Origin of the sequence: Listeria sp. ILCC792 (assembly GCF_900186135.1) — a bacterium.
In the GTDB taxonomy this organism is placed as follows: domain Bacteria; phylum Bacillota; class Bacilli; order Lactobacillales; family Listeriaceae; genus Listeria; species Listeria goaensis.
Map to the genome: position 1 here is coordinate 30,296 of NZ_FYBO01000013.1, position 12,466 is coordinate 42,761.

Annotated in this window: 9 protein-coding genes and 5 tRNA genes; 5 read left to right on the forward strand and 9 right to left on the reverse strand. The window is 39.8% G+C overall.

Translation table 11 applies throughout. The features are described from left to right. Window positions 1-10: 10 nt before the first annotated feature. The 9 genes from CFS60_RS12115 to CFS60_RS12155 all read right to left on the reverse strand — a co-directional run bounded on the left by CFS60_RS12115 (window position 11) and on the right by CFS60_RS12155 (window position 11,651). Window positions 11-811 carry a DUF1189 family protein gene (locus tag CFS60_RS12115; protein WP_088810959.1) on the reverse strand — a complete coding sequence of 267 codons (801 nt, stop codon included), beginning with the start codon at window positions 809-811 and terminating at the stop codon, window positions 11-13. Between the two features lie 24 nt (window positions 812-835). Continuing rightward, window positions 836-1,687, reverse strand: a complete 852-nt coding sequence (locus tag CFS60_RS12120) for a sugar ABC transporter permease (RefSeq protein ID WP_088810958.1) — start codon at window positions 1,685-1,687, stop codon at window positions 836-838. Beyond that, window positions 1,687-2,994, reverse strand: a complete 1,308-nt coding sequence (locus CFS60_RS12125; RefSeq protein WP_088810957.1) for a sugar ABC transporter permease — start codon at window positions 2,992-2,994, stop codon at window positions 1,687-1,689. Before CFS60_RS12125 ends, CFS60_RS12120 begins: the two co-directional genes overlap by 1 nt. Window positions 2,995-3,059: 65 nt before the next feature. Beyond that, on the reverse strand, window positions 3,060-4,319 hold the full coding sequence (locus CFS60_RS12130) for an extracellular solute-binding protein (RefSeq protein WP_088810956.1): 1,260 nt from the start codon (window positions 4,317-4,319) through the stop codon (window positions 3,060-3,062). A 182-nt stretch (window positions 4,320-4,501) separates the two neighbouring features. After that, complete coding sequence (locus CFS60_RS12135; RefSeq protein ID WP_088810955.1) at window positions 4,502-6,259, reverse strand: glycoside hydrolase family 13 protein; 1,758 nt, start codon at window positions 6,257-6,259, stop codon at window positions 4,502-4,504. 134 nt (window positions 6,260-6,393) lie between these two features. Further along, complete coding sequence (locus CFS60_RS14165) at window positions 6,394-7,779, reverse strand: immunoglobulin-like domain-containing protein (protein ID WP_088810954.1); 1,386 nt, start codon at window positions 7,777-7,779, stop codon at window positions 6,394-6,396. Window positions 7,780-8,009: 230 nt separating this feature from the next. Continuing rightward, entirely contained in the window at window positions 8,010-8,984 is a 975-nt protein-coding gene (locus CFS60_RS12145; protein WP_088810953.1) for a LacI family DNA-binding transcriptional regulator, read from the reverse strand. Between the two features lie 170 nt (window positions 8,985-9,154). Further along, window positions 9,155-9,403: a hypothetical protein gene (locus CFS60_RS12150; protein WP_088810952.1), complete on the reverse strand. Its 249-nt coding sequence runs from the start codon at window positions 9,401-9,403 to the stop codon at window positions 9,155-9,157. A gap of 418 nt (window positions 9,404-9,821) precedes the next feature. Next, on the reverse strand, window positions 9,822-11,651 hold the full coding sequence (locus CFS60_RS12155; protein WP_088810951.1) for an APC family permease: 1,830 nt from the start codon (window positions 11,649-11,651) through the stop codon (window positions 9,822-9,824). A 265-nt stretch (window positions 11,652-11,916) separates the two neighbouring features. On the opposite strand from CFS60_RS12155, the gene CFS60_RS12160 reads away from it, so the two are divergent. The 5 genes from CFS60_RS12160 (at window position 11,917) to CFS60_RS12180 (ending at window position 12,455) form a co-directional block, all read left to right on the forward strand. Then, window positions 11,917-11,988: transfer RNA gene (locus tag CFS60_RS12160), tRNA-Glu, on the forward strand. A gap of 141 nt (window positions 11,989-12,129) precedes the next feature. Then, window positions 12,130-12,203: transfer RNA gene (locus CFS60_RS12165), tRNA-Thr, on the forward strand. A gap of 11 nt (window positions 12,204-12,214) precedes the next feature. Then, window positions 12,215-12,298 (forward strand) — tRNA-Tyr (locus tag CFS60_RS12170). Window positions 12,299-12,302: 4 nt separating this feature from the next. Continuing rightward, a tRNA-Gln gene (locus tag CFS60_RS12175) sits at window positions 12,303-12,377 on the forward strand. Between the two features lie 5 nt (window positions 12,378-12,382). Further along, a tRNA-Lys gene (locus CFS60_RS12180) sits at window positions 12,383-12,455 on the forward strand. Window positions 12,456-12,466: the final 11 nt, after the last annotated feature.

The window sequence follows — 12,466 nt, forward strand, 5'->3', positions numbered from 1 at the left end:
CTAAATCCTCCTAAACTAACCTCACATCTTCTTTGTAAAAACGGGTTTTTAAAAATGTCATTGCAATGAGTAAGACCGCACCGAGTGACTGAATCCCAATCATTACTGTAATATCAAAATAAATGAAACCGAAAATGGTCGCGATGAGCGTTGGTAGCCCAATTGCATTCAGTGATAAATTCATCGCTTCTTTAAACGAATTGATTTTTGAAAAAGAGCTCTTTTTCGTGAGCGCCAAGCAAATGGCACTAAAAAGTACGAGCATGAGCGAGCTCACGAGCGTTAGCGTTCCTAAAACGAAAACCATTCCTAGAAATACTATCGGTTTGTACTGCGCGTACCAAGTCGTGTTAATAAACTCTTCCAAGTTTGTCACGACGCCAGATTCCGGATAGGCTAGGGAAAACTGGTAGCCTGACGCATCTTTTAAGTCTAAACGGGTTTCACCAAATGAAATGGCATTTTTAGCCGTATCAAACGTTTCTTTTGGGACGAAAACGCCAGACACAGAAGCGTCGTCTTGAAAAATCATTTCGCTTGCATTCACTAGTTTTCCGTCTGCAATTTTAAGCCCGTCAAACTGACTAGCCGCCTGATTTGTCGCAAGCGCATCTAAACCGCTCGTCCATTTCAGAATTTCAAAGTCATTTTGCTTCGCTTGGTGGAGCGAAATTGGTATCAGAAGTAGCGCATTCAGCAAAATGAAGCAAAAAATCATTTTCAACCACGAAAGGTTTTTTCGGGCTGCAAAAATCCGCTTAGGGCTCCAAATATTTGGAAAATATAGTTCCGGGAAGGTTTGCTTTTTCATTTTAGGACTCCTTTCAAAAAATGATTACCCTTTCGTACCGCCTGCCGTCAAACCAGAAACAAAGTTTTTTTGCAAGAAGAAGAAAAGGAGACAAATTGGCAGTGCCGCAAGTATGGCTCCGGCCGCGAACAGCGCCACTTTTTGTTGCTGCGGGTTTGAAATGAAGCTTTGCAAACCGACCGCAATCGTTAAGTTTTCTGGCGTGCGTAGTAAAAATTTCGCGAGTAGGAAGTCGCCAAACGGTCCCATGAATGCCCACAGCGCTTGAACGGCAATCATCGGCCTTACGAGCGGCAAAATAATTTGCCCGAAAATCCGGAAATGCCCGGCCCCGTCTAGTTTTGCCGATTCGTCCAAATCGCGCGGGACGGTGTCGAAGTAGCCTTTCATGAGCCACGTGTTCATCGGAATCCCGCCGCCGATATAAATAAGCGTTAGGAACCAGTAGTGATCAAGCGCCCCAAGGAGCATCGCTAGCACGTAAAAAGCAGTTAGCGCCGCCATTGTTGGCACCATTTGAATGATTAAAAAGAATACGAGGCTGTTTTTACGCCCTTTAAAACGGTATCTGCTATACGTGTAGCCGGCAAATGTGACGATTGTAACCTGCAAAATCATTGTGAACGTCGCAATAATTAGCGTGTTTTTATACCAATCGAGGTAAAGTGTTTCATTAAACAGACGCACAAAATTATTTAGCGTCCAGTCGTCCGACCATTCGAGTGAGAAGGCCGCAATGTTGCCCGGTTTAAACGCTGAGGATGCTGTAATCAAGATTGGATAAAGGATAACGACAGAAAGCGCGAGTAAAAACAAATACGTGAAAAACTTCGTTAAAAAGTTCGTTGTGCGTTGATCTTTAAAAAATGCTTTCATTACATCATCTCCTCATTTCCGAATGCGTTGGTTTTCTTAAAGGCAATCATGGAAACCCCGATGACAATCGCTGAAATAATAAGCGTCACAGCCGCTGCCAGTGCATATTGCGGGGACGTCCCCGTCGTAAGTTTGTAAATCCATGAAATTAAAATATCGGTCGAGCCGGCACCACCACCGACACTGCCTGGTCCCCCTTCATTAAAGAGGTATATAATTGAGAAATTGTTAAAATTAAACGTGTACTGCGTAATAAAAACGGGTGCCGTGACAAATAAAATCATCGGCAGCGTAATCTTTCTAAAACGCGCCATCGCGCTTGCGCCGTCAATTCGCGCCGCTTCGTAGAGCTCGCCCGGAATAGCTTGCAAGACGCCTGTCACCATCACGTAAATGTACGGGAAACCGAGCCATCCTTGGATAGAAATGAGGGCTACCTTTGTCCAAAATGGATCCGTCTTCCATGAAATGGCGCCAATATCAACAAATGGCAAATGATTGAGTAGCGGAATGACTTGCGAATTAATCGCGCCAATGCTGTCATTAAACATGTTTGAAAAACTCATAATCGTAATGAAAGCCGGAACCGCCCATGGTAACAGGAAGATAACACCAAAAAGGCGTTTTCCTTTAATAAAGCTTTGGTTGGCAACGATTGCGGTGAATACACCTATCACGATTTGTAACGTGGTCGCACAAAGTGTCCAAACAATCGTCCATGAGAACACGCTTAGGAATGTGTCGCGGTAAGCGCTCAAGAAGAAAATATTAAAGAAGTTTTTAAACCCTACCCAGTCGATTAGATTCGCTGGTGGGATATGGTAAAAATCGTAATTCGTGAATGCCATGAAAAGTGTAACTAGTACGGGGAAAATGATAACAAATGTCATCACAATATAAGCTGGCATCGTAAAGAGATATGGAAAGCCTTTATCCACCATATTTTTTAAGATGGCTTTTGTGCTAACATTGACACTTTCACCGAGGTTCCACTGTTTGGCTACTCGATTTGCATCGTATAAATTAAGTATGTAAAAGCCAATAAAAATCATTGTGATAATGAGTTGCAACGTGCCTTCAATCAAGAGAAAGAGCGAATGATCGACACCAGGAATAGATCCAAGCGTAATCAAATTATATAAAGCTCGAAAACCGAACATGACAAGCTCTATGACAAACAAAACGAAAATAAGTAAAAAGATGATTCCTTTAAAATTTTGCTTATTATAAAACTGGCCTAGACCGGGAATGATTGATAACAAAGTCGCTTTACGGACATTTTTTATTTCCTTTTGTTCGATATCCATTTTGTGACCCTCTCACTTCTTTATAGTCCGTCTGGGAAAGCGTGGCAGCTTTCCCAGACGTCATTTTATTTCGTGTATTTTTGTGAAATGTTATCTTCAATTACTTTTACAGCATCATCTGCTGATTTTTGAGGTGTTTTCTTGCCAGAAGCTGCATCAAACATTAAGTTTTCTGCCCCTGTCCAAACTTCAGCCATCTCTGGAATATTTGGCATAGGTTGCGCATTTTCATATTGTTCGATAACTGCATTGGTTAATTCATCATTTTTATCAAGAGCAGCTTTTCTTGCCGCAGTATTTGCTGGTACTTCATTTGTTAAATCATAAAGTGTAGATTGATTTTTTTCATTTGTTACATAATCTAAGAATTTTTGTGCTAAATCTTTGTTTTTCGAGTAGTTGCTAATCACCCAGCCTTTACCACCTGCAAACGGCGAGTATTCTTTGCCATTTGGAAGCGTTGGAATTTTAGCAACCCCGTAATTTAATTTCGCTTCTTTGTAGTTTGCTGCCGACCAAGGACCACCAATGATTGCCGCTGTTTTCCCTTTAACAAATTGGTCTTGAATAAAGTCATCGGCACTCTTATTATCTTGCATTCCTTTTGGCCATACATCTTGGAACCATTTCGTAGCGTAAGTAATACCTTCTACAGAGCCTTTATTATTTAAACCAATATCTTGTGGATTCGTACCATCATCACCAAAAACATAGCCACCGTATCCAGCTAAAAGTCCATAAGAGAAGTAGAAATCAGTCCATTTCGCTAAGAAACCAATATTTTTACCTTTTTCTGAACTAAAATCAAATCGCGCGTCTTTCGAGATGTTTTCTAAATCGCCAAATGTTTCAGGCGCCTTATCTAACAAGTCTTTATTATAATAAAGCACAACCGTTTCAATAATCGCTGGTGCTCCGTATATTTTTCCGTCTATTGTGACTTGTTTTGCATCTTTTTCATCATATTGATCTTTATTTCCTAGTTTCACTTCCGCCAAGTGCCCTTGTTGTCCAAGTCCCCCGATTCGGTCATAAGCAGACATCATAACGTCTGGTGCCGTTCCAGCTGGCCCATCAAGTGGCAGCGCCTCTAATTGTTCAAACATATCTTTTTCAACAATTTTGATTTTCGCATCATTTTCTTTCTCAAAATCGCCTTTTATCGAGTCTATATATTTTTTGTAGCCGCTATCAACTGAAACAGTTAATGTTTTCGTATCCCCACCACTTGCTTTATCATCAGATGCTCCCCCGCCACATGCTGCTAGACTTAGAACAAGACCAGTTGCCAGTCCTAAAACACCAAGTTTCTTTTTCAAATCCATTACCTTTTCCTCCTCAAATTTAAAAAATCAGTTTGACGCTTCTTTGTAAAACTAGGTTAACCTTACATGTATTATATCCTCTTCAAGAAAACGTTTTCAACACAAATTTTCATGTTACCGATAACAGAATTTCGGAAACTTATTTGTGAAAAATACGCAAACTCGTTTCCAAAACCTGCTTCCTATTTCACAATCCGGAAACCTTCTTTTGGCACGATAACTTCCGCACCCAACTTCTCATCGTGAAAAACGTCAACGCCCGCTTCCACGCGCACTGCTTTCTCTTCTTTTGCTTGGTTAAAAATAAAGGTGAGCGCTTCTCCGTCTAGTTCGCGTTTAAAAATAACCAAGCCTTCCTGAACACGACTAATATCCCAAATCAGTTCGCCGCGTGAAATGAGTGCTTGATACTCTTTTCGAATCGCAATTAACCGTTTTGTAAAGGCCAACATCTCTAAATCTTGTTGCGCTTCTTCCCAAACCATACATTTTCTGCACAGCGGATCGTTCGCGCCGTCCATGCCGATTTCCGTTCCGTAATAAATGCACGGTGAACCTGTGTGGGCAAACATGAACGCAAGTGCCTGTTTTACTTTATCTTTATTTCCATCTGCTCGCGTTAAAATTCGCGCCGTATCATGACTGTCAAGCATATTAAACATGACTTCGCTCACTTGTTTCGGATAGCGCATATATTGCTCATTAATACTTGCAACCATCTTCTCAGGCGAAATTTTATTTTCAATAAAGTTTTCAATAATTGTTTGTGTGAACGGATAGTTCATCACCGCATCAAATTCATCGCCAAGTAACCAAATCCACGAATCATGCCAAATTTCACCTAAAATATACACATCTTCTTTTTCGTTTCGCACCACTTGGCGGAATTTTTTCCAAAAAGCATGGTCGACTTCGTTCGCAACATCAAGGCGCCAGCCGTCAATATCAAACTCACGAATCCAGTAAGCCGCAATATCAAGTAAGTATTTTTGCACGTCTGGATGACTCGTATTTAATTTTGGCATGTGTGTAGTAAAGGCGAAGGTATCATATGAAATCGACGTCGCATTCTCCACATTCCCATTTTCTCCGTAACGAACTGGAAAACTATGCACGTGGAACCAGTCTTTATAGCGCGATTTCTCCTCATTTTGAACGACATCTTGCCACATTTCACTCGTATCCCCAATGTGGTTAAAGACAGCATCAAGCATCACTTTTATCCCGCGTTTATGCGCTTCATCAACAAGCTTTCTGAACGTTTCTTTATCGCCAAAATGCGGATCAATTTTCATATAGTCGAGTGTATCGTACTTGTGATTCGTAGGCGCCTCAAAAATCGGCGTCATATAAATCCCGTTAATTCCGAGATTTTCCAAATAATCTAAGTGCTCGATTATCCCCACTAAATCACCGCCAAAAAAGTCGGTCGTGCTTGGGTCCTTACTGCCCCAAGGAAGTGCATTTTCTGGTGATAAACTTGGCTCTCCGTTTGCAAACCGTTCTGGGAAAATTTGGTACCAGATAGTGTTTTTAACCCACTCCGGCGCTTTAAAAGTATCCACCTCATGAATGAATGGAAATTTAAAATAATAGTCCATCGTGTTCAAATTAACGAGCGTATCTTCAAAAAAACCACGTCCGCCGTAAAATATTGTATCTCCTTCGAAATCCTCTAGAATAAAACCATATTGCACACGTCTACGCTCCGGTTTTAATACAAAAGCAAAATAGTCGTGCTCTTCCGTCGTGGCGATTTTTTTCATTTCAAGGCGCTCGCTCATCCATTTCTCGTTTTCATAATCATACGGATCTGCACAAATTAGCGTAACCTTTTTAATATCGTCCTTTTTTGCCCGAATGCGGATATGTAAATCAAAACCATCATAACTAAATGCATAGTGACTTGCCGGTTGATGATAAATTGCAGCTTTTTCCACTAATACGTCCTCCTTTTTATTTTCTACCCCAACGTTAGCAAACAATGTAACCGCTCGCAATCTTTTTTTCCTCGTTAACGGTAACAAAAAAATACACCTAACTTTTTAAATAAAAGGTAGGCGTATTTCGTATACTATAATTTTCTTCTAGAAAGCTTCCACGCACCGTAGACAAATGCAGCTCCTGCCAAAACATAAGCGCCTTCCTTGTCGTCACCCGTTTGAGGTAATGTAAGGTTTGTTTCCTCCTGCGCATCGCTATCACTTAGGGGGCTTTCATTATTTGGGCTTGTATTTTCACTGGAATAGGTCGCTTGCTTTTTCGAATTCTCTTCGGTTACCTCTTCTGGCTTAGAACCTTCTTTATCCGCCTGAGCCGAATCTACAACATGAACTTCACTCGTTGCCGTTGTCACATTCTTATCATTATCTGAGACTTTATATTGGACGACATAATCTCCTGCTTTTGAGGTATCGACAGCTTCGCTAATCTCAATTTTGTCCGTCAAATCACCATCTTCTTTATCATAAGCTGTCACATTCTCTTTCAAGTTGATTTCGCTTCCAGAAGCTACTGTTTCATCCTCTACACCTGAAATAACAGGGGCTTCGTTTTGAATAACCGTCACTAGAGGAGATGTCTCAACCGAACCATCGCCATTTACATCTAGCGGGGTAACACTTCCATCATCACTAAACGCTGCATAATTAACATAAAAGCTAAAATTTGCCGGGAGTTTCGATGGTAGCATCATCGAAAAATGACCACTTTCATCAACGGTTGCTCTCGCTTCCGATTGACTTGATTTTTGCCATGACTCCATTTCTGCATATTCACTTGAAAAGGTTTCTTTAGAGCTAGGTGCTGGTGTGAGTATCACCGTTTCACCTGGTTCACCAGTTCCAGTTATTTCAGTACTACTGCTATTCACCGGATTGACAGTTATAGGCGCCACGTCTGCTCGGGTTACACTTAAATTTGATACCGTACCTTCCAATGAGCTCCCTGTCCCTTCAGTAGTGATATTAATCGTTGTTTCTTCCGACATAGCTCTAAATTGAATTTTACCGTCTTTCGTTTCTTGTGGAATAATAGTTGGCGTCGTATTGGGTGCATAAATTCCACCATCGACAAATTGAATATTTATATTCTCGGCGTCAGCCTTTAATTCATATACTTTTCCTGGCTCTGTCTCAAAAGTTTGCTGCAAATGATGATTTTCATAAACCCCATCCTTTCGCAATGTTTCTGGAATCATTTTCATAGAGCCGTCTTGGTTAAAGTTAATACCAATAAAGCTTTGTTTTACCTTGTCTTCCCCTTCTTTTCGCCAACCTGTCCACCCTGTTGTATTCATAAATTCAGTGTTTTCTAGAAGATTAGTTTTTTCAGTTTCGCTCGTAGTCTGAATTATATTTTCTGCATGAGATGTCTCCGCGGAAACTTGATTCGCAATTGGAAGGGCTACTAAACTCGTTGTGCAAAAAAATACTAATCCAAGATAATATCTTTTTTTCATCCGGTTTATTTGCCTCCTATATTTAGTTGCCGAAGTTTAACTGCTAAATCCTCTATTTTAGATAACTTCATTATAAAGAATAAAATTGATAACGCGCTTTGACTTTACTTAAAATCACATGAGATATTCTAAAAGCTTATTAATAGTAGCCAGAGTAAATTCACATTTTTAAACAAAAAAATACTCTTAACCTCTAGCTCGAGAACTAAACGTTAAGAGCATTAAATAGCCTAGTAGAAAGATTGTTCTGCCCCGGTAGTTGAACCGCGGACGATTAATTGCGGTTCGAATAAGATATTATCTTGAGGAGCTCCGGCGTCATTTATTTTCCGAAGAAGCATGCGCGCCAGTTCCTCCCCCATCTCAATAACAGGCGATTGAACAGTCGTAATATGCGGCGAAGAAATACGATCTAAGAAAACACCGTCAAAACCAGTGACCGCAAAATTCTCACCAAATTTCCGTCCAAAACTCAGTCCTGCTCGAACGACTCCGATTGCAATTCGGTCAGAAGCGCAAACATACGCAATATCATTGGAGTTGTAGCGGAGCAAATCAATCCCTTTCTGCTCTGCCACACGTGAACTGTTTTTTAAAAAATAGGATTCTGGAGTGAGCCCATGCCGGCGCATCGTTTCTTCAAACCCCGCCAAACGTGAAACCATAAATTGTTCTTCTAATAAATCAATCCCTAAAAAAACGATACGTTTAAAGCCTAAATTGATAACATGTTCCGTTGCAAGTCGCGTTCCTTTTTTATTATCCACATCGATAAAATCATAACCACGCGTATTTTCCCCATACAAAATGACAGGCTTTTCAATATCTAACACGCCTAAATCAAAATCCTCGTTTCGAATACCTGTCACAATCAAGCCATCGTAAGAACCGATATTTTTGGATTTTCGTGTAACGAGCTGTAAGGAATAAAAATGCTTATCTAACTCCCTGCTAATCCCCGTCAGTAAATTCATGTAGTATGGCTCAACCGTATCAATTTCTTCTAAAATCAAAAATTTTATCACCTGCGTCCGGTTTTGTACAAGTGCTCTTGCAGCAAAGTTAGGTACGTAGTCAAGCTCTTTCATCGCTTTAAAAACAAGGGTTTTTAATTCATCAGAAACTTGATCAGGATGATTGATAACGCGCGAAACTGTCATTTTTGAGACATTCGCTTTTTTTGCGACATCTGCTAATGTGGCCATCAAAATCCCCTTCCAATTCAAATCTTGTACTTTAATTGTATCATTTTTTCCGATTAGGACAAGAAAATAAAAAATATCAGACTACTGATAAATAACTTTTAACAGCAATCTGACTTTAATTTATCTTATAATTTTTCTACAAACCGAAGTATTCAGGCAAAAGTAATCCGTTAGGCCTTGTTGTACTGTGTCCCCATTTTCTTCTTGGGTGACTCTTTCGCGCGATATGTACGCACGTTTTCTGCGACAAGTTTACACAACTGATGCGTTGTACCTATAATAACGCCTGCTATACATGAGATGAGTGCCACAATAAAAAAGTTTAGTAGCGGGGAAGCCACGCTATTCATAGCCGCAATACCAAGAATAAAAATGATACAAGCTGGTAATACAAAATATCTAATATCCTGTTCCGACATTCAACGCACCCCTACTTTCATAACTTTGTGAAAATCTCTCACTTACAACTTTAGTATACTCCGATAAATGGCATTTTTCAAGGGTTTTTCAAAACGTCACAAATTTGTCAAGTTTGCGCTTTTTTTTCGACAAATGGGACAATAACACGCTTTTCAACTTCCTTACAAGCTAACTTTGTTTACGACATCAAAATGATACAATTGTTATCTTTTTGTAAAACCAAATTGTTACTAAATGCCCAATTTTGTATTTCATTGTATATAAGGCTACAAAAAATCCTCTTTTTGTCTTAACAAAAAGAGGATTTTCGAACGAATTTCATTTTAAAAACGGGATTTCCTGCTTTTTACAAAGCCAAAAGAAGTTGTTATTCTATAGCTGTTCCACAAATTACTTTTTCTTTCCCCCGAAGAAAAACTATTCCTTCAAATGGTATGGATACGTAGCAACAACGACATCGCGTTTCATCATAAGCTTCGTTCGTATCATAAGGCTTGTCTGATTATGCAGAACATTCTCCCAGCCTTTTTTAGGAATAAACTGCGGAATGAGCACAGTTAATGAATAATTATCCTGATCCGCTTTTTGTTTTGCGGTATCAATAAACTTCATCAGCGGTTCGGAGATGGACCTATATGTTGAATATAAGTGGGCAATTCTAACTTCGGGATGAACCCGATTCCACCTTTCAACAAACTCCTTCCCTTGTACACGGTCCACAGATACATGAACCGCTATGACTGTGTCTCCAATTGATTTCGCATATTTTAATGCCCCTTCTACAACTCTTGTCGTATCTGAAACTGCAATAATAACGGCATTTCCTTTAAAGTCAGGCATATCAAGATCCATCGACTCATCGACTCTAAGTTGCGGACCAAGCTTCACATAATGCCTTCTCGTCCTGTGGAATACATAAATCATGATTGGCAAGAAAATGAAAACCGGCCAAACAGATTCAATTCGTGTTAGAAAGAGCACAATTAAAACAGTAAATGAAATGACTGCTCCGAGCAGATTCGCTGCAAGTTTTTTCTTCCAACCTTCAGACTTTTCTTTCCACCATTTTACAATCATGCCCGATTGCGATAATGTAAACGGAATAAACACCCCGACAGAATATAATGGCACAAGTAATTCAGTTTTTCCTTTAAATAAAATAATCAACACGATGGAGCCAACTGCAAGCGTGATAATCCCGTTCGAATAACCTAAACGATCGCCACGCGCTAAATACATTCTTGGCATGTATTTATCCTTAGCCAAATTAAAAGCAAGCAGCGGGAAAGCTGAAAAACCGGTGTTTGCTGCGAGTACTAAAATGAGCGCAGTAGTTGCTTGAATAAAGTAAAACATGAAATTACGTCCGAAAACATTTTCAGCAATTTGAGATAGCACTGTCACCTTAAGTTCGGGTACTGTTCCGTACATAAAGGCAAGCAAGGTAATTCCTAAAAAGAAAAAACCTAATAATGAAGCCATAATCGTCAAAGTCTTCGCTGCATTTTTAGCTTGCGGCTTTTTAAATAGAGGTACTGCATTTGAAATGGCTTCGATGCCTGTCAAAGAGGCAGAACCTGATGCAAAAGCTCGTAGTAACAAGAATACGGTAACACCTTGAACGTGTGTCCCGACGGATGCTGTTTCGTGAGTGGCATCAACACCCATTATTAGTTTAAATAGTCCCGTAAATATTAAAACGACAATAGAAAAAACAAATAAGTAAACGGGAATTGCTAATATGCTCGCGGATTCTGTAATCCCACGTAAATTAATGATTGTCACGATAATGACTAATACAATAGCAATTGGAACCGCAAAAGGAAATAAAGAAGGGATTGCCGATATGATTGCATCGGTACCAGAAGATACACTTACAGCGACCGTTAACATATAATCGACAAGGAGTGAACCTCCGGCCACTAAGCCAGCATTTTTTCCTAAATTTTCTCTTGAAACAACATACGCCCCGCCCCCGTGAGGGTAGGAATAAATGATTTGTTTGTAGGATAAATTTAACGCTAGTAATAAGATAAGTACACAAAGTGCGATTGGAAGTGAATACCACATTGCCGCTGCACTGACGGTAACAAGAACAAGCAAAATTTGTTCTGTCCCATAAGCAATAGATGAAAGTGCATCTGATGATAAAACTGCGAGTGCTTTTAATTTCCCTAATTTTTGTTCCCCTGCTTCTGAACTTTTAAGCGGGCGCCCAATTAATAATCTTTTAAGAGGCGAAGCCATGATATTCCCTACCTTTTTTAGTTTAATTTAAAATAAGCAAAAAACAATATGACAAATTATAGCATAGCTAGCCATAGAAGTAACGAGTTTTTTTATTCTTCCTAATAAAGTGCCCATATTGCAATCAAATTTATAGATTAATACCCTCTTTTCAATAAGAAAACGCATTTTTATTTTCAGAAAAGTGAAACTTTATTTTAGGTATTTACAAATCTATAAAGTGTTTATATAATAGATTTTGGCTGTAAAATTACTTTTTATTTTTGGCCCGTTGGTCAAGCGGTTAAGACACCGCCCTTTCACGGCGGTAACACGGGTTCGAATCCCGTACGGGTCATCGTAATACTTATTTCTTAAAACTAGCTTTATTTAAGAAAATGTTATATTATGATGAAGTAACTTTTAATGGAAGTTGTGTTTACATCTGAAATTTTAAAAGAGACTGATATGTGTTGCCTCAACGTTCAGATGTGCTTACGCCGACTTAGCTCAATCTGGTAGAGCAACTGAATCGTAATCAGTAGGTTGCGGGTTCAATTCCTGCAGTCGGCATCTTAATATTTGGAGGAGTAGCGAAGTGGCTAAACGCGACGGACTGTAAATCCGTTCCTTAGGGTTCAGTGGTTCGAATCCACTCTCCTCCACCAGTAATGGGCTATAGCCAAGCGGTAAGGCAACGGATTTTGATTCCGTCATGCGCTGGTTCGAATCCAGCTAGCCCAGCCATTTTTGAGCCATTAGCTCAGTTGGTAGAGCATCTGACTTTTAATCAGAGGGTCGATGGTTCGAGCCCATCATGGCTCATCAAGGATGAA

Excerpts from the sequence above, each read along its gene's own strand:
- CFS60_RS12115 (WP_088810959.1), bottom strand. The coding sequence starts at position 811 with ATGAAAAAGCAAACCTTCCCGGAACTATATTTTCCAAATATTTGGAGC.
- CFS60_RS12120 (WP_088810958.1), bottom strand. The coding sequence starts at position 1,687 with ATGAAAGCATTTTTTAAAGATCAACGCACAACGAACTTTTTAACGAAG.
- CFS60_RS12125 (WP_088810957.1), bottom strand. The coding sequence starts at position 2,994 with ATGGATATCGAACAAAAGGAAATAAAAAATGTCCGTAAAGCGACTTTG.
- CFS60_RS12130 (WP_088810956.1), bottom strand. The coding sequence starts at position 4,319 with ATGGATTTGAAAAAGAAACTTGGTGTTTTAGGACTGGCAACTGGTCTT.
- CFS60_RS14165 (WP_088810954.1), bottom strand. The coding sequence starts at position 7,779 with ATGAAAAAAAGATATTATCTTGGATTAGTATTTTTTTGCACAACGAGT.
- CFS60_RS12145 (WP_088810953.1), bottom strand. The coding sequence starts at position 8,984 with ATGGCCACATTAGCAGATGTCGCAAAAAAAGCGAATGTCTCAAAAATG.
- CFS60_RS12150 (WP_088810952.1), bottom strand. The coding sequence starts at position 9,403 with ATGTCGGAACAGGATATTAGATATTTTGTATTACCAGCTTGTATCATT.
- CFS60_RS12155 (WP_088810951.1), bottom strand. The coding sequence starts at position 11,651 with ATGGCTTCGCCTCTTAAAAGATTATTAATTGGGCGCCCGCTTAAAAGT.